The organism is Paenibacillus sp. IITD108 (assembly GCF_036541265.1).
Lineage (GTDB): Bacteria > Bacillota > Bacilli > Paenibacillales > Paenibacillaceae > Pristimantibacillus.
In genome coordinates this window covers 46,027-63,192 of the sequence record NZ_JAZHCT010000009.1, presented here as the reverse complement: position 1 = coordinate 63,192, position 17,166 = coordinate 46,027, and the positions used below count along the sequence as shown (strand labels likewise).

The following is a 17,166-nucleotide window of genomic DNA, read 5'->3' as shown; positions in this document are numbered from 1 at the left end:
ATAAACATGTAGGAGGATATGATGTTTTCAATTGATAAAAGCATTACAACTACCTATCCTGGGACAAAAATGGGGATCTTGATCATGCGGGAAGTATCCTATTCTGGCTCATATGAAGAACAGGAATTGGTGCAAGTCGTTGATAGATTACGCCAAAAGTATTCGCATCTGGACAGAAAAGAATTGAAAGAGATCCACCCTGTCCAGGCGTACGTTGCTTATTACAAGAAATTCGGTTACAGCTATCATCTTCTGGCACAACTGGAATCCGTACTAAAAGGGAAAAAAGACTTGCATTCCGAGTCAGGACTGTTACAAGCGATGTTTATTTCGGAACTTGACAGTATGCTGCTTACTGCCGGTTATGACCTAGACCAATTGCAATTTCCGCTGCTGCTAAAATCTGCAACCGGCATGGAGGCTTATCGATCTATTTCTAGTAAAAAAGTTACCGCAGATCAGGGAGATATGGCACTATGTGACCAAACGGGTGCAATATCCAGCATTTTACGAGGACCAGACTATGAAAGTCGTATTACCGAATCCACTACAAAGGTTCTTTTTTCGATTTATGCGCCGCCGGGTATCGATTCGGGTTATATTGAGAAGAATTTAAAGAATTTAGAGAACAGCATTCACAGCTTATCGCCTTCTTCAAAAACAGAGCTACTACAGGTATTTGACTGATCTCTGTACGTATTCCGAATGTTCAAGAGGAAGGAGGTCACGACAAATAGTGAATGATGCGAGTCAAGTGAAGACGAGGCTGTTGGTCAAGGTCAGTACGATGTATTACATGGACGGGATGAATCAACAGGAAATATCGAATCGTATCGGCATTTCTCGCCCGCAGATCAGCAGAATGCTTGCAACCGCCAAGTCGGAGGGCATCGTGCAAATTAGTATCCGCAATCCGTACTCGGAGGAGCAGGCATATGAGAGGGCCATCGCGGAGACGTTCGGCATCCACAATGTCATCGTCGTACATATTCCGAACGCTGACCAACAGATGATTGAACTGCATGTCGCTCGCACCGCATCGGCACTGCTCGAAAGTGTGATCAAGGATCGCGACGTTGTCGGTATCACGGCTGGACGAACGGTCGCGTCTGTCGCCAATGAGCTGCATTACACCGGCAGGAAAGATGTCAAGTTCGTACCGATGATCGGCGGATTTGGCTCGGACGGCGGAGCCTGGCATGCCAATTCGAACGCGCGTGTGTTCGCGGAACGCTTTAAGTCCCACCATCTGCTGCTGAATGCGCCAGCTGTTGTCACGTCAGCTCAGGTCAGAGATTTTTTTCTGAACGAAATGGGAATTTTCGACGTGCTGGAAGCTGCCAAGAAGGTATCGATAGCGCTAATCGGGATCAGTCAGGTTACGGAACAGGCGATGATCGTCCGTTCCGGATATTTCAGTGACGAAGAGTTGAAGGGGGTGCAAATGAAGGGTGCGGTCTGCAATATTTCTACGTCATTCCTAGATGAAAACGGAAAAAGGGTGCATGACGATGGGGAAGCACGGATGATTGGGCTTACGATAGACGATATTAAGGCTATTCCGAACGTGATCGCCATCGCCGCTGGTGACGACAAAGTTGAAGCGATTGCCGCCGCCCTCAGGAGTAAGTGCCTGGATGTGCTCGTTACAGATATGGACACAGCCAAACGACTGCTCGATTGGCAACACAACCATCCTGCCCGGTCATCTGGGGAGGTGTCGACAACCGCCATGGCATAGCAATAATAAAAATTCGCAGGTATGACATGCTTCTGGGAGCTGTCGCATCAACGAATGGAATATTGAACAGGGCTTTCCCTTCCAATAAGTTCACCAACCGATGTCATTTACTATCATTAACTATAAAGATGGTATAATGCAATTTGATGTTACTATATGTTTCACTCTTTGCATTAAATAAACGTACATTTATGGAGGGGATTTTATCATGGTACATGATCGCTATCAAAAGGGTATTGAAACGATAAAGGAGTTTACTATACCGACGGAAGAAAAGCCAACGGGTCATATGGATATCGGAGAGGCTTTTGAAGATATTGCTCCTGATTTAAAGAAAATTATTGTTGAATTCGCGTTTGGGGATATTTATGCACGTCCTGGATTAGATAAAAAGCAAAAAGTGATTGCAACCATTTCCGCCCTTGTTGCTCAAGGAACACCGCAAATTGAAATGCATGTAAGAACCGGATTAGCAGTTGGTTTAACCTCTGAGGAAATTGTCGGTTGTATTGTACATCTCATCCCGTATACTGGATTCCCAAGAGTGTTGAATGCATTGAAAGCCGCCCAGAGAGTGTTTGACGAGCAGGGAATAAAAGTAGATACAAGTGCATTATAAGGTTTAGGGGCATACTAATTAAGTAGTTATTTGCAGGGTACTTTAAAGTTCAATATTTTTCCATTCAATATCACGCACCCCACACATGTGGAGTGCCTAATATTGATGGTTCGTAACAAACAGATGAGATGTGACAGTAATGCTAAAATCCCTTGGCTCTGTGATGAAGAAAAAGAGGTTGTCCGTGAGGATCAGCCTCTTTTCGTATTTTTTGTAACAAAACCAAAAAGAGGGAAAAACCTATATACATCGAATAAGTACTGAATTGTAATAATGATTAAGGTCAGGGGGAGATTAGAAATGGAGTTAACCCATACTCGCTTGCTCGTGGATTGCTTTAAGGAATGTTTTATTTTTTACCGGGATGTGATGGGATTTGAACCCATTTGGGGAACAGAAGAGGGCAGATATGCCGATTTCAATACAGGTAATACCACACTCGCTCTTTATGATAGAAAATCCATGGCTGATGCGATTGACTGTTCTTATTCTGTAAACGATCATTTTAATGATCGGGCAGTAATTGTCTTTCAGGTGAATGATGTAGACAAGGCATTTCTTGAACTGAAGGAAAAAGTCATCTTTATGTCGGAGCCGATTTCTAGACAATATGGGATAAGAAGCGTTAATTTCAGAGATCCCGCAGGAAACTTAATCGAGTTGTATCACGAAATTCCAATAGAATAAAAGGTGTTGCAGACAATGGAAGTATTAAATTATAGGGAATTTGTAGAATTGGTTGAGAACTATAAGATTCTACCCAATACTTACATTGAACAAAAACGGTTGAAGAAAGATATAATGATGGTCATATTTCCAGAACGGCTTTTCATCTCTATAAAGTTTTGATGGAGTATGGAAACCAATTTCTGATATTTATTACATCCACTTTTGCATAAGGAAGTACTTTAAGACCTTCGGAAGTCAGACGTACGCCAGAGCACCCTCGCTACCCCGCATATGTGGAGTGCTGGTTGCCCACTAGGGAGTAGTTTTTGTTAATGATGTACCTTATCATCCATATTTGCTTGTATAACGTCCACCCAATTTGTGTTATGCATCATCTCGGAAGATTCCCCATGAAATGCCTTCATGGCTTCCTGATCATCAAGCAGCTGATATCTCATCCATGCCGTCAAGTAACCCCTATGATTGCCGCCATTACCTTCAATCGCTGTATGGGCTGCGCCTTTTGCCATCCCCATCATAACAGGCGTGCTTGCGTTCGTACTATGCAAGGCTAATTGATTTGTTGATACCGGTGAGATTAAAAAATCTCGTGTACCGCCCATAATGAGGAAAGGAACGGTAATACGTGCAGTATCGTACACATCTTCCGGATCACAATGCTTCAAATCCGGGAGAGCGATGGATACAACCGTTTTAATCAACGATCCGCTTGTATAGTTGGTATGCGCATTAATGACCCCGGTAGACCCTTGAGAATGTCCAGCTGCACCAACATGCTCCATTTGTATTTTTTGGTAAAACAAGCTGTTTGCCAGTTGGTTTTCATTTCTTAAATAATCAATAGCCTCCACAATTTCCTTGCCTGTTCCTGTTGTCTTGCTATAGGAATCTATTACAATAAACCCCCAGCTAGCAAGATGGGTTAAGAGCTCATCATAACGATCCGGCGTGGCGCCTGTTCCATTCCCCCAAGAAATAATAGGGTATGCTTCGTCACCTTGAAATGCCGGGTAGTATATTCTAAATAAAGCCTCTCCGATGGTACTCTTAACTTCTTCTACCTTTACCTGATAGCTTCCTTGCTGTGCATACCGCTGCTCAATGCTTCCTTCTGCAAGCTCTGGTACATTAGAATGAATGATTATTTGCATGAAAATTGTAATTGGGAGGGCGATGATAAGAATTAAAACAGATAACCATAAAACCCACTTTCTTTTTTTCAAAACCAGCATACACATGACCTCTCCGAAATAGTCTATAGGATTCTCTATCATTTATCTGTAAAATATGAAACTAAAGGGATATACGTGAAAGATGTAGTTATGTTTCATCAAAAAGAAAAGAGGGTTGAAAATGAAGGTCAAACGAATCGTTGCCAATATAAATACGAAGGATATCGCGGAAGCCGAACGCTTCTACCATGACGTGCTCGGACTTGAATTGTTAATGGATCATGGATGGATTAAAACTTATGGTTCAAATGAGAAGATGAGCATTCAAATTAGTATTGCTTCACAGGGGGGATCTGATACGATTACCCCTGATCTATCGATTGAAGTCGATGATGTCGATGCTGCGTTTGAACGAATGAAGAATGCCGGATTTTCAATCGAATATGGGCTTGTGGACGAGCCTTGGGGCGTCCGGCGATTTTTTGTCCGCGACCCTTTTGGTAAGCTTGTCAACATTCTAGCACATAAACATTGAAGAGCGTATATGGACGGTTTTGTTGGTGGTTATGAGAGTAGTCCTTCATCGGACGCTCTCTTTTTTTATAGAATATTTGAGAGAGACCCAATGTTGGTAGTGAAAATTGAGCCGTGATATATTGAAGTTATGACTGTAATTGATCAGATTTTGTCCAGAGAATATCGAATAGGATAGAGTAGTCATAAAAATCAGGAGGCTTAATCATGAAAAGAAATATAAGCTTGATTACAGTGATTATTACGCTATTTACGATTGTCTTTTACCTGGGTAATCAAAACTTTTTTCATATTGAGCATAAATCAGTTGTTCAGGATGGTATTGCCACCATTGATATTGGGCAATTAGAGAAGCGGTCCATTATAAAATTGGATGGAGAGTGGGCATTTTATCCCAATGTGTTGATCCCCCCGAGTAGGGAGATGAGAGAATTTGAACAACAACGAGCAGCACTTAATGTACCTTCCAAGTGGAATAGCTTTGTTGAACCAAATGAGGAAGGGCTCTCTGTTGGAACGTATCATCTCCTTGTAGAAGTACCTGTCGAAGGACAATACGGCTTATACATTCGTACAATACGGCAAGCCAATCGCATTTTTATAAATGGAGAAGAAGTTGGTGCAAGGGGGAATCCAAGTCCTACACTTGAAACATTTCGTGTTGAAAATGCAGATAAATACACAGTTTATTCAGTAAGTGAAAATAAGCAGCTTGATATCGTCATTCATGTAGCCAATTACAATTATTCAAAGGCAGGCATTCTTTTTCAGGTGGAGTTTGGCACAAAAAGCGCCATCGAAAATCATTATAATAAAAAACTGTTATTGGATGCTCTGGTATCAATCGGCTATATGATATTTGGTCTCATTTATTTAATCTCCTATAATCAAAATCGAAAACGAAAAGAAGAGTTGTTTTTTGGACTGTTCATCTTATTATTAGGTCTTTACATGTCATTTATCAATCAAAAAATATTTTTTCAATTTATGCCATCACTGGGAGTTTCGGAGCAAATACGATTACAGCTTGGTATTATACCTCTTGTAGCTGCCAGCTTAACTTATTTTGTACACGCGATGTATCCAGAATTTATTAAAAAACGGGCGATTATTAGAATTAATGTTTTACTTGGCACTGTTTTCTTTATATATGCGATTACAGATCCTTTTAGCAATAATGGGACGGGAGCTATTGTATTACTTCAGCTTATTTATGTAAGTGCAATTATTCCAGTCGTACTCTACAATTTATTTGTTTTATTTCGTGTACTCATGAAAAAAGTAGAAGGCGCGCATTATATTTTAATATTTTTAGTATCGCTTTGCTGCTATTCCATTTTAATGGTTGTTAAGTTTTTATTTGATCTGCCTATGAATTATAGCGAGTTACTGTTATTTGTACTCGTACTCTACAGTTTTGCGTCACTGCTTAGCTTTAGAGCAAATGCTTCCTTTAGCAAAACGCAAAAATTATCGGAAGAACTGTATGTAAATAGCCAATTGAAGGATGAGTTTTTAATAAAAACGTCACAGGAGCTACAGGCACCTTTAAATAGAATATTAAATGTATCGAAATCTTTAATGGAAGGAACCAAGGGTCCATTAAAACGTGAGCAGCAAGAAAATATAATATCTATTCATAGTGACACACAACGTTTAGGTTTTTTAGTAGAGGATTTATTGTTCTCATCCAATCATATGGCAGGTGAAGTGAGTGTCGCTCCACGGGCTGTGCCGATTGCAGTCATTAATGAAGTCATTAATGAAATCCAAAGCTTGCTGTCGAATCATGGGCCGATAAGACTTATTAGTGCGGTTGATGATTCTTTACCTGCGATGTATACGGATGAATTGCGGTTTAAGCAGGTGCTTTACAACTTACTGTATAATTCGCTGCAGCATACTGCCGAAGGCCATATTGAGGTCACTGCAGAGGTTCGCGGGGAACATATGGTCATTCAAGTCAGCGATACAGGATCGGGGATACCTCCACAAGAACTAGAATATATTTTTGACTCCTTTTATAGAGTGAAGAATGAAAGAAGGGGCTTTGGATTAGGGCTTAGTATTGCTAAAAATATTGTTGAAAAGCTAAACGGTCAAATTGATGTCACCAGCATATTTGGTGTCGGTTCGGTATTCACCTTCACGATGCCGCTTGCCAGGATCGATGAGTTTACTGATTCTACAACAGACAACACATTGCATTCGCTACAATTGCCGCTCTTTTATAAGGGGAATGAACAGACTATTTTAGTGGTTGATGATGATCATGTAAGTATTAAGCAGCTTGCTGACGCTTTAACTCAAAGTGGATATACATTTATAGCAGTTGATAATGGTTATGATGCCTTGGAAGTTTTAAATACACATAAAGTTGATTGTATGTTAATCGATTACATGATGTCAGGGATTTCAGGCTATGAATTATGTAAAAAGGTACGTAAATATCACGATATATTAGAGCTGCCAATTATTGTGTTAACATCGATTATGCAGCATTCAGATCTGATGCTGTCTTTGCATAGCGGGGCGAATGATTATTTGTTAAAACCGATCGTGTCCGAGGATTTGCTGGTACGTATTCGCTCATTGCTGGCAGTTCGTCAATCTTCTATTGATGCAATAGAGGAGGAAATGAATTATTTGTACGCCCAAGTGACCCCTCACTTTGTATATAACACACTAAATACAATTATTGCGTTAAGTTATAAAGATATCAAAAGTACGAGGAGAGCACTCTACTATTTATCCACTTATTTTCGTGCGAAGCTAAATGTTCATTATCGTAACAGTATGGTTTCTATTTCTGAGGAGATTGAACTTGTAAAGGCGTATCTTTATATAGAAAAAATGCGATTAGATGATCGGTTGACTGTCATTTATGATATTGACGAATTAATTGATATACAAATTCCAGCATTGTCTCTTCAGCCCTTAGTTGAAAATGCCGTTTTTCACGGAATTTCGAAGAAAAAAGAAGGAGGCACGGTTGAAATTAGTATTAAGCGGGATGGACAGCTGATTCGTATTAAAATTGACGATAACGGCGTAGGAATCCCGAATGATAAATTGCAGCAAATAGTGGGTGGGGACCATTCGCGAATTGGTCTAAAAAATCCATTGAAAAAGTTCAAGCTAATCAAAAGTGCAAGTTTGCGTCTATATAGTGAAGAAGGAAAAGGAACGACGGTCATTATTTTATTGCCGGGAGATGAACGGAGTGAACATAGTCATCATTGACGATGAGAAGCTAGCAATTGATGTATTGACAATTGTGCTAGAGGAGCTAACACAATTTTCGATTTGCATGAAAGGAAGTTTTACTGATGCTATGGATGCGTTTGATCTTTTTGAACGGGAACAGATAGATCTTGTTTTTCTGGATATGGAGATGCTTGATGTTCATGGATTGCAGATTGCGAAATTAATGTTAGCGAAATATCCACAGATACAACTTATTTTTGTAACGGCACATTCTCAGTTTGCGGTGGACGCATTTGACGTTGCAGCTACAGATTATTTGTTAAAGCCGGTTCACGAGCAGCGATTAGAAAAGGCGATGATCAAAGCACAGCAAATTTATGACTCGCGTAGGGAAACACAGACTGACATTATAGATGCAAATCTCTATGTTCGTGTATTTGGCGGCTTTCAATTATTGGATACTGAGCAAAAAACGGTAAAGTGGCGCACAAAAAAAGTAAGCGAGCTGTTCTTGTTTCTATGGCTTCATCAAAAAAAGCCTTTATTAAATGTCGTCATTATGGAAAATTTATGGCCAGAGGTTGAACCAGAAAGAGCGAGTGTAAATCTTCACACCACGATATATCAATTAAGAAAAACCCTCAAGCAGTATGGAAGTGACAATCCCATTTTACTGGTTAATAATCACTATCAGTTGTCAATGAAAATAGGCAGCGATTACGAGCAATTGTTAGCGTTGATAGAGAGGGAGCAGCATGATGAACAGTCGATCCAACAAATTTTAAATTGCTATGAGGATGATTTTCTAGCAGCTGAAGAATATTCATGGGCAATCAGAATAAGACTTCGGTTAAAACAAACGGTTGTAAATGTGCTGGAGTCCTATGTAGCGGACACGAAGGGAATAAATCCATTATTAAAATTAAGCTGTTTACAAAAGATGTTGGAAATAGAGGAGTATAATGAGCAGTATATGTTTTTGCTTCTGCAATTTCTAATTGAGCAAAATAAAAAACAAGCATGCTATCAATTTTACGAAACGATACAAGAAAAATTGCTGGGGGAGTTAAACATTCCGGTACCCGAAAAAATGAGTGAGTTATATAAAGAGTATATGAAAGGCCATGAACCTTCGGGCATGTAAATAAGGAGAAGCGTCCAATAAGACTTTATATTTTAATATTTGTTCAGTATTTGTCCATTATGATTCATTAAGCTACATATCGTATTCAAATATTTCGTATACGGGAGGCAGCGTTTGGTAGCAATGGATGAACTGAATAATTAGAAATATGAAGGATTGGAGACTATTATGAAAAGAACATGCATGATGTTGTTAGTTATGGCATTCCTAATCGCACCGTTTAATATTTTGCCTGTGCATGCAGATAATCAAAGTGGTGATTTTTATTACACTGACAATGCTGATCCTACAACTGTAACGATTACAGGATATACGGATTCTGCTCCAAGAGATCTTGTCGTTATTCCGCAGAAAATGGATGGGAAAACAGTAACGGCAATCGGTGACGAGGCTTTTCAAAATAAATCGATACAGAGCTTGGAATTGCCAGATGGATTAGTGTTGATAGGTACAAAAGCGTTTTATAATAATCCTTTGACAAGCCTGGAAATTCCGGGAAGTGTAAAAGAAATTGGTCATGGAGCATTCCAACTTAATAAATTAACAAGTCTAACGCTTAATGATGGTGTAGAGAAGATCGGTAAAAATGCATTTACAAATAATGATCTGACTGCTTTGCATCTTCCGGATAGTGTAACTGAATTGGGTGCGTATGCCTTTCAGAGAAATAGACTAGTAGATCTGCGCTTGTCTAATAGTCTGGCAGAGATTAGTGAGTATGCTTTTGCCAATAACAAATTAATTTCGCTGGACATTCCAGCCAGTGTGAGGATTATTGGCAACTCTGCATTTAGTGGCAATCGTATAGTAGAATTGGTCATTCCAGAAACTGTAACTACTGTGAAGAGAGAGGCGTTTCATTACAACGCACTAGAATTAGTAACTTTTTTAGGAACGCCGCTTCTTGAAGATAACATGGCGGATGTTAATAGCGGTTTTTTTTATCAGTATTCAGATGCAACGAATAGTAATTTGTATAATTGGTATACGGACCCTGAGTATGCACAAGTTTGGAACAAAACAGTTACGGCTAACCCGGCGTCTCCACTGACTATTTATGCAGCGTGGCAGAGGAACTACGTTACGTTTAATGCTAATGGAGGATCGGGTGGTGCTGCAAAGCAGGTGGATTTTGCTCAAACAACAACAGCAATCACTTCAAATAAAACAGAGCATAATCTCGAAGGCTGGTATAAGGAAAAGGAGCTTATTAACAAGTGGGATTTTGATGCGGATATTGTAACAAGAAACATCACACTGTATGCGAAGTGGATTGCCAATACGTATACGGTAAGTTTTCAGTCGAACGGTGGAACGGCGGTTGCGGACCAGGCCATCGCATACAATGGCTCAGTAGTATCGCCGACAATCCCAAGCAAAGCAGAGCATACCTTTGCAGGATGGTATACGAGCTCTGGTTTGACGACGCCTTGGGACTTTGGTACAGATCTGGTTAAAGGAAACATGACGCTTTATGCGAAGTGGATTCCCAATACGTATACGGTAAGTTTTCAGTCAAACGGTGGAACAACTGTCGTAGAGCAAGTGATAGCGTACGATAACAGAGTCCCGTCGCCGGCAAATCCAAGCAAAACAGGTCATACCTTCGCAGGTTGGCATACAGATTCCGATTTAACAGCGCCTTGGAATTTTGAGACGGGCTTGGTTAAAGGGAATATGACGCTGTATGCAAAATGGGCGGCCAATACGTATACGGTAATTTTTCAGTCGAACGGCGGGTCGGCGGTAGCTGCCCAAACTATAGTCTACGATAACCAGATCACATCGCCAGTAAATCCGGGCAAAGCGGGCCATACCTTCGGAGGTTGGTATGTGGATTCCACTTTACTGACGCCTTGGAACTTTGACACGGGTCTGGTTAAAGGGGATATGAGGCTGTATGCGAAATGGATGGTCAATACGTATACGGTAAGTTTTCAGTCGGATGGCGGCTCGGCGGTAGCTGACCAAACTATAGCCTATGACGGCATAGTCGTTTCGCCGATAAACCCAAGTAAACCGGGTCATACATTTGCAGGTTGGTATACGAATTCCGATTTAACGACGGCTTGGAACTTTAATACGGGTCTGGTTAAGGGGGATATGACACTGTATGCGAAATGGAAGGCCAATACGTATACGGTAAGTTTTCAGTCGAACGGTGGATCAGCAGTCGCAGAGCAAGTGATAGTGTACGATGATAAAGTCGTATTGTCTGCTCCCCCAATTAAAACGGGTTATAGCTTTGTTGATTGGTATAAGGATGAGGAACTAACAACACTTTGGATGTTTGCAACGGATATCGTTACAGAAAATATGACCCTCTATGCTGAGTGGGAAAAAGAGATATATACGGTTAGCTTCGAAACAACTGGAGGATCGGAAATAACTGATCAACGAGTTGCATTTGAAGAAAGTGCAGTTCTACCCGCAAATCCCAAAAAGTCTGGATATAATTTTGCAGGCTGGTTTAAAGATGAAGACTTAACACTCGCTTGGGATTTTACAACGAATGTCGTCATAGCCGATATGACACTTTACGCAAAATGGTCGAAAATTATTTATGTCACACCTTCAGAACCTATTATAGAACCTGAACCCACTGTAGAACCAGAACCGATACAAGAAGAAGAACCTGTACAACATGCATGTTCTGCAAAGTTTACAGATATATCTAGCCATTGGGCGAAGAACGCTATAACAGATATGGCTAGCCGTTGTATTATAATAGGGTATCCAGACGGAGAGTTTAAACCGGATGATCCCATTATTAGAGCGCATGTTGCGGTAATGTTCACAAGAGCTCTGGAATTATCGCCAAACCGCCCGCTGAACCGTTTTTATGATATCTCAAACAATAGTCCGTACTATGAGGCCATCATGAAAGTTTCATTAGCTGGTATTTTCGAAGGAGCGAATGGATACTTTTATCCAGACCAGCATCTTACACGGGCACAAATGGCTAAGATTCTTGTCATTGCCTTCAATTTGCCAACAGGCGGAAAGAGTACTTTTCAAGATGTGCCTAAAACACATTGGGGTTATCCCTATATCGCTGCTTTGGAGTCGTACGGCTTAGCATTAGGTGAGAACGGGTATTACAAACCCGAAGAGCCAGTTACGCGCGCGCAATTTGTAACATTTATGAAACGTGCACTTCAATTATAACTTGCTGCAAAAAATGAATGAGAGGGGCTGTCCGCATTTCGGACAGTCCCTCTTTAAAAATATAGGAAAGTATATTTTTTCAACTTATACTTGTTCCTATATTCCACCGAGAAACGGCACCTCCTTAGCCAAGGACGCGCAGCGTTTCTTCTTGATACTTTGAAGATATTGACATTCTAGCGGTTTAATAATATTATGATAACATGTTAGTTAGCACTAACTATAAATTAATGAATCGGGCTGGGAAGTTAATTATGGGAAATAAGATGGTCTTGGACAATAAAGCCAAATTAATGCAAGCGGCAATAGATCTAATGGCTGAAAAGGGCTATAAAGGCGTATCTACGAAGGAGATTGCAGCAACGGCAGGGGTCAGTGAAATGACATTGTTCCGTAATTTCGGCAGCAAGCAAAACCTGCTGGACAAAGCAGTAGACCATTATCATTACTCAATCGAAATGATCCAAATTTTTAACGAGAAAGTGATTTGGGACTTGAGATCGGACTTGCTCATGATTAGCCAAATGTATCATGAAATTATGGAGCGTAACCGAAAATTGTTCCTCATTGTATTGAGCGATAATGAATTGACCGAAATCCGCGAAAAGGCACAGAAGCATCCGCGGAAACTATTGGAGTTATTGACAGCTTATTTCATAGACATGCAGAAAAAGAATAAACTGATTTCGACCGATGCGGAGATGCAGGCGATCACTTTCATGTGGATGAATTATGGAGCATTCATGTCGCAGTTGTTTGTCAAGTCTGAGATTACAACAAAATCCAAGCAAGATTTTATGAAATCAAGCATCGATTTGTTTGTCAGGGCGTTAAGCCCTTAATTTTTCAAATGAAAGATAGTGAGCACTAACAAACAATATAGCGGAGGTGTTACTATTAAACATCAGAATATTGAATCGCGCAAGCTTGTTGGTCAAACGGCGTCTGCAGGTTTTCAAATCGGTGTTAGAAGGACGTTCCCAGTTTCACCAGAACAGGTATGGTCGTTTTTAACCTCTCCTGAAGGAATAAAATTATGGATTGGAAATGTATCTCCTCCAGCATTTAATGAGGGTGAGGTTTTTTCATCCGATGAGGGGATTTCGGGTCAGCTCAGAATTGTAAAGCCATTCAAGCAGCTTCGATTAAAGTGGGGCAAGAAGGATTGGGAGAAGCCGTCTACGCTGCAAATCCGGCTGCTTTCTAATCACCCTGACCGAACAACGATCAGCTTCCATCAAGAAAATTTGGATCATCCGAACACGCGGGAACAAATGAAGCTGCATTGGGAACACGTGCTGAGCGCCACCTGGCAGAAAATAAGCACTCTAAATGATGAGAAGGAGATGGATAATTATGAATAAGTTCAGTCACATTGATCTTAGAGTGAACCATTTAGAAAGTGTCATGCCTTTTTACGAAGCACTTCTTCCGGAATTAGGGTTTACAAGAACCTTTCACAGCTTGAATTGGAAAGTATATGCTGCTGATGGGGAATTGCCTAGTGCAGCTTATTTTGCGATTACAGAAGACCGTGAACATAAGCCAAATCATAATATGATTGGATTCTGGGCGGATGATCAGGCTGAAGTCGATCGTATTGCAAAGCTGGTTAAGGAAAATGGCGGTACTATAAACGACGGCCCTCGTTTATTCCCGATTAGCCCAACTTATTACGCAGTTTATTTTGAAGACCCTTGCGGAAATAAATATGAAATGGTACATCGATTAAATTAGCTCTTCAAAGGCATGGAGCCCCGTTCTCCGTGTCTTTTTTCGTATCGGCTGAACGAGATAATCCACCATTTTAAATTACTTATTTACATACATACAGTATGTATGTATAATAAACCTAACATACTGAGAGGAGTTTTTAAATGAAAGTATCCAGTTTTTATCCGGTTGTTTTATCAGAGCAAGTTGCAGTCACGGCCGCATTTTACATGGAGCACTTCGGATTCGAGATGGTTTTTGAGGCAGATTGGTATGTAAGCTTGAAAATGTCCGGTAATGAAATCCCATTCGAGTTAGCTATTCTCGATGCGGCACATCCGACCATTCCAGACGCGTATAGAACGAAAGTAAGAGGGCTGATCCTTAACTTTGAAGTTAACGATGTCGATGCAGAATATGAAAGACTTATTAAGGAAGCTAAGCTTCCACTTGAGCTTGATATCCGAAGCGAGGATTTTGGTCAGCGGCATTTCATTACTTCCGACCCTAATGGAGTCTTGATTGATGTCATTAGCGTCATCCCTCCGACAAATGATTTTAACAGCCAATATACCGAAGAAGTCTGGAAATAAGGGGCCGATATTATTGGGATCATATATACCGCTGAAAAATTACTTTGGAGCGGAGCTGGCTGTACGGCTGGCCGAGCTGATCAAGCCCTCCTATCCCGGCTTCCCGGTAACCAATTTTGTTAGTGCTGTGGAGAAGAATGTGGGTCCGCTGGAATTGAAGGCGAGAGTCCGGCTGATTGCTGAAGAGCTGCATCGGTCATTACCATTAGGCTATCCCGATCAGGTTGAAATTCTGTTAAAGATACTCGGTCCGGAAAATGAAAGTGATCAGGGAATGTTCACTGAAGGTTACTTTCTCATGCCTGTTGCTAACTTTGTGGAGATATATGGGTTGGAGGATTTTCGGACTTCTATGGACGCATTGTATGAAATTACTAAGCGCCATACCGCGGAATATGCAATCCGCCCTTATCTCTACCGTTACCCGAAGGCATGTGTGGAGACACTTAAAGCCTGGTCTTATAATCCTAATTTCCATGTGCGCCGTTTGGTTAGTGAAGGGACCCGTCCTCGTCTTCCTTGGGCGAGGAAGATGGAGGTCCTCGGCGGGGATCCCTTCTGCAATCTTACTTTACTTGAGCCTTTGTTAGATGACTATTCGGGCTATGTCAGACGTTCTGTAGCCAATCATTTAAACGATTTGACTAAGGATCACAAATCGGTCACTATAAAATGGATAGCAGACAAGCTGTGTAATGGCAGGGAGCATGGCCCGAGTATGGTCCGCCACGCCTTAAGATCGTTAGTGAAGTCTGGAGATCCGGATGCGTTGGCAATGGTGAAGGATCTGTAGCATTTTTGAGATCATAAATGCCTGATGAATGGAGAATTTGTTGATCATGAGGAGAAGCAAAGCGGAGACAACAGAAACAATACGCAAATTGATTGAAATCGCAAGAATGCATTTTACCGAGTATGGTTATGCGAATGCGGCGTTAGAATCGATCGTTCATGAAGCGAAACTAACGCGTGGGGCGGTTTATCATCATTTTCGCAGCAAGAAGGAATTGTTTCGGGTTGTATTGGAGGATGTCCAGCGGGAGGTCGCCGGAAGAGTGGAGAGTGAAGCCGCGACAAGCGAAGATTCATGGCAGCAGCTCTACTTAGGTTGCCGCGCTTTTATTATGGCTGCCGTTGAAGAGAACAATAGACGAATCATGCTGATAGATGGTCCGGCGATTCTAGGCTGGGAAACATGGAGAGAAATGGATAAGAACCACTCTATGCGTTTATTGAGAGAGCAGCTTGATATCATGCAGAGGCAAGGAGATCTACAAATGGTTCCCCTCGATGTGCTAACTTATTTTATTTCAGGCGGCTTGAATGAGATGGCGCTCTGGCTTGCCAATGAATCCGCACAGCCGAAAACTTTAGATGAAACAATGAACGTCTTTTCCGTTTTCTTAGATGGATTTAAGAAAAATACACTTCGCTAAATATATTCTGTTTGATTAACAATCTAAAACATAAAATGTCAGGGGCGTATTAAAGTGGACGTCCTCTTTTTTTTGCAATAAAACGCATGCACGTTACGCATCACCGTTATCTTAAGAGATAAATACAGTCGAGGAGATATGCTGATATGATCGAAGAGAGTTCTTACTCAATCTTTGGGTCAAGATTATGCTTCTCATAAGTAATCATTGGATTTCCAGTAAGCTCTGCGCATAATGCCCACAGTTTATCGCTGACGTTAGAATTTTCTGTGTAAGCAGGGTAAACACTGGTGCCAAAAATTTGTTTCATTTGCTTGATAAAACCAGGATATTCATTCGGTGATGGTAACATGATCTCGGTTTTATCGTTGAAAAGTTTCCCTGTTGTATGATTAAATTGTTCTTCTGTACAAATCTTAAAATATTTATCTGCCATATAGGAAGCTGGAGGGATAAATATATTTTGAACCCAAGCGATCAGTTTGTACTTTGGTTTGAATTTTTTGATCGTTTCCTTGGACATTGTCGCCCCATTGATTTGTATGGCGTTAACTTTGATGCCGAATTGTTCAAACCTTTCAGCCATCTTAAACGTTAATAAAGTGAGTGCCATCTTCGATTGGGCATACATTTTATATACAGTGAATGACTTGATGATTTCTTCATACTGACCGTCCAGAAAGTCGATCTTTCTTTTTGGATCGAAGAAATGCTTTATGATATTGCTCCCCGCAAATAAGATTCTAGGATCTTTAGACCTTCTCAAATTACCCAACAATAAGTGAGTCATGAGAAACGGACCAATTACATTAGTGGCAAACGTGAGTTCAATGCCATCAGCGCTTTCTCGATAAGGTTCCCCATGGTTAAAATAGCCAGCATTATGTATGAGAATGTCTAGCTGGTCATAACGATTTTGAAAGTCTGAGCAAAACTTGCGAATGGATCCGAATGTAGATACATCGAGTTCCATAAGTTCTACTTCATCATTATTGGATACCTCAATAATTTGTTCGCGGACTTTGCGACTAATATCCAGATTTCGGCAAGCCATAATGACCCTGTAATTCTCTTTGGCAAATCTTAATGCGGCTTCCTTTCCAATACCCGAATTTGCCCCTGTAATAATCACTGTTTTGTTCTTCATTT

General features: G+C 40.8%; 16 protein-coding genes. 14 read left to right on the top strand and 2 right to left on the bottom strand.

The window, feature by feature from the left end:
- The first annotated feature begins 18 nt into the window (after positions 1 to 18).
- The 4 genes from V1L65_RS10265 (at position 19) to V1L65_RS10250 (ending at position 3,047) form a co-directional block, all read left to right on the top strand.
- The gene (locus tag V1L65_RS10265) at positions 19 to 687 is read left to right on the top strand and encodes a hypothetical protein (protein WP_331699049.1); all 669 of its coding nucleotides are present in this window, start codon (positions 19 to 21) and stop codon (positions 685 to 687) included.
- Positions 688 to 736: 49 nt separating this feature from the next.
- On the top strand, positions 737 to 1,741 hold the full coding sequence (locus V1L65_RS10260) for a sugar-binding transcriptional regulator (RefSeq protein WP_331699048.1): 1,005 nt from the start codon (positions 737 to 739) through the stop codon (positions 1,739 to 1,741).
- A 208-nt stretch (positions 1,742 to 1,949) separates the two neighbouring features.
- The gene (locus V1L65_RS10255) at positions 1,950 to 2,360 is read left to right on the top strand and encodes a carboxymuconolactone decarboxylase family protein (protein WP_331699047.1); all 411 of its coding nucleotides are present in this window, start codon (positions 1,950 to 1,952) and stop codon (positions 2,358 to 2,360) included.
- A gap of 300 nt (positions 2,361 to 2,660) precedes the next feature.
- Positions 2,661 to 3,047 carry a VOC family protein gene (locus V1L65_RS10250; RefSeq protein ID WP_331699046.1) on the top strand — a complete coding sequence of 129 codons (387 nt, stop codon included), beginning with the start codon at positions 2,661 to 2,663 and terminating at the stop codon, positions 3,045 to 3,047.
- Positions 3,048 to 3,358: 311 nt separating this feature from the next.
- Here V1L65_RS10250 and V1L65_RS10245 read toward each other — a convergent pair whose 3' ends face one another.
- Positions 3,359 to 4,282: a poly(ethylene terephthalate) hydrolase family protein gene (locus V1L65_RS10245; protein WP_331699045.1), complete on the bottom strand. Its 924-nt coding sequence runs from the start codon at positions 4,280 to 4,282 to the stop codon at positions 3,359 to 3,361.
- Positions 4,283 to 4,403: 121 nt separating this feature from the next.
- On the opposite strand from V1L65_RS10245, the gene V1L65_RS10240 reads away from it, so the two are divergent.
- The 10 genes from V1L65_RS10240 to V1L65_RS10195 all read left to right on the top strand — a co-directional run bounded on the left by V1L65_RS10240 (position 4,404) and on the right by V1L65_RS10195 (position 16,017).
- On the top strand, positions 4,404 to 4,757 hold the full coding sequence (locus V1L65_RS10240; RefSeq protein WP_331699044.1) for a VOC family protein: 354 nt from the start codon (positions 4,404 to 4,406) through the stop codon (positions 4,755 to 4,757).
- 206 nt (positions 4,758 to 4,963) lie between these two features.
- A complete protein-coding gene (locus V1L65_RS10235; protein WP_331699043.1) occupies positions 4,964 to 7,999 on the top strand; it encodes an ATP-binding response regulator in 3,036 nt (1,011 codons plus the stop codon).
- Entirely contained in the window at positions 7,980 to 9,107 is a 1,128-nt protein-coding gene (locus V1L65_RS10230; protein WP_331699042.1) for a response regulator, read from the top strand. The genes V1L65_RS10235 and V1L65_RS10230 overlap by 20 nt, the downstream gene beginning before the upstream one ends.
- Before the next feature lie 168 nt (positions 9,108 to 9,275).
- Positions 9,276 to 12,275 carry an InlB B-repeat-containing protein gene (locus V1L65_RS10225; RefSeq protein WP_331699041.1) on the top strand — a complete coding sequence of 1,000 codons (3,000 nt, stop codon included), beginning with the start codon at positions 9,276 to 9,278 and terminating at the stop codon, positions 12,273 to 12,275.
- A gap of 254 nt (positions 12,276 to 12,529) precedes the next feature.
- The gene (locus tag V1L65_RS10220; RefSeq protein ID WP_331699040.1) at positions 12,530 to 13,117 is read left to right on the top strand and encodes a TetR/AcrR family transcriptional regulator; all 588 of its coding nucleotides are present in this window, start codon (positions 12,530 to 12,532) and stop codon (positions 13,115 to 13,117) included.
- A gap of 54 nt (positions 13,118 to 13,171) precedes the next feature.
- Positions 13,172 to 13,639 carry an SRPBCC family protein gene (locus tag V1L65_RS10215; RefSeq protein ID WP_331699153.1) on the top strand — a complete coding sequence of 156 codons (468 nt, stop codon included), beginning with the start codon at positions 13,172 to 13,174 and terminating at the stop codon, positions 13,637 to 13,639.
- Positions 13,632 to 14,012 (top strand): VOC family protein, encoded by a 381-nt coding sequence (locus V1L65_RS10210; RefSeq protein WP_331699039.1) that lies wholly within the window; start codon positions 13,632 to 13,634, stop codon positions 14,010 to 14,012. The genes V1L65_RS10215 and V1L65_RS10210 overlap by 8 nt, the downstream gene beginning before the upstream one ends.
- A 140-nt stretch (positions 14,013 to 14,152) precedes the next feature.
- The gene (locus V1L65_RS10205; RefSeq protein WP_331699038.1) at positions 14,153 to 14,581 is read left to right on the top strand and encodes a VOC family protein; all 429 of its coding nucleotides are present in this window, start codon (positions 14,153 to 14,155) and stop codon (positions 14,579 to 14,581) included.
- 13 nt (positions 14,582 to 14,594) lie between these two features.
- The gene (locus V1L65_RS10200) at positions 14,595 to 15,374 is read left to right on the top strand and encodes a DNA alkylation repair protein (protein ID WP_331699037.1); all 780 of its coding nucleotides are present in this window, start codon (positions 14,595 to 14,597) and stop codon (positions 15,372 to 15,374) included.
- Between the two features lie 46 nt (positions 15,375 to 15,420).
- A complete protein-coding gene (locus V1L65_RS10195) occupies positions 15,421 to 16,017 on the top strand; it encodes a TetR/AcrR family transcriptional regulator (RefSeq protein ID WP_331699036.1) in 597 nt (198 codons plus the stop codon).
- A gap of 163 nt (positions 16,018 to 16,180) precedes the next feature.
- Here the strand turns inward: V1L65_RS10195 and V1L65_RS10190 are convergent, their stop codons facing one another.
- Positions 16,181 to 17,164, bottom strand: a complete 984-nt coding sequence (locus V1L65_RS10190) for an SDR family oxidoreductase (RefSeq protein ID WP_331699035.1) — start codon at positions 17,162 to 17,164, stop codon at positions 16,181 to 16,183.
- Positions 17,165 to 17,166: the final 2 nt, after the last annotated feature.

Bases quoted from the DNA above. Each gene is read 5' to 3' on its own strand.
- V1L65_RS10265 (WP_331699049.1), top strand. From the start codon at position 19: ATGATGTTTTCAATTGATAAAAGCATTACAACTACCTATCCTGGGACA.
- V1L65_RS10255 (WP_331699047.1), top strand. From the start codon at position 1,950: ATGGTACATGATCGCTATCAAAAGGGTATTGAAACGATAAAGGAGTTT.
- V1L65_RS10250 (WP_331699046.1), top strand. From the start codon at position 2,661: ATGGAGTTAACCCATACTCGCTTGCTCGTGGATTGCTTTAAGGAATGT.
- V1L65_RS10245 (WP_331699045.1), bottom strand. From the start codon at position 4,282: ATGCTGGTTTTGAAAAAAAGAAAGTGGGTTTTATGGTTATCTGTTTTA.
- V1L65_RS10240 (WP_331699044.1), top strand. From the start codon at position 4,404: ATGAAGGTCAAACGAATCGTTGCCAATATAAATACGAAGGATATCGCG.
- V1L65_RS10235 (WP_331699043.1), top strand. From the start codon at position 4,964: ATGAAAAGAAATATAAGCTTGATTACAGTGATTATTACGCTATTTACG.
- V1L65_RS10225 (WP_331699041.1), top strand. From the start codon at position 9,276: ATGAAAAGAACATGCATGATGTTGTTAGTTATGGCATTCCTAATCGCA.
- V1L65_RS10220 (WP_331699040.1), top strand. From the start codon at position 12,530: ATGGGAAATAAGATGGTCTTGGACAATAAAGCCAAATTAATGCAAGCG.
- V1L65_RS10210 (WP_331699039.1), top strand. From the start codon at position 13,632: ATGAATAAGTTCAGTCACATTGATCTTAGAGTGAACCATTTAGAAAGT.
- V1L65_RS10205 (WP_331699038.1), top strand. From the start codon at position 14,153: ATGAAAGTATCCAGTTTTTATCCGGTTGTTTTATCAGAGCAAGTTGCA.
- V1L65_RS10195 (WP_331699036.1), top strand. From the start codon at position 15,421: ATGAGGAGAAGCAAAGCGGAGACAACAGAAACAATACGCAAATTGATT.
- V1L65_RS10190 (WP_331699035.1), bottom strand. From the start codon at position 17,164: ATGAAGAACAAAACAGTGATTATTACAGGGGCAAATTCGGGTATTGGA.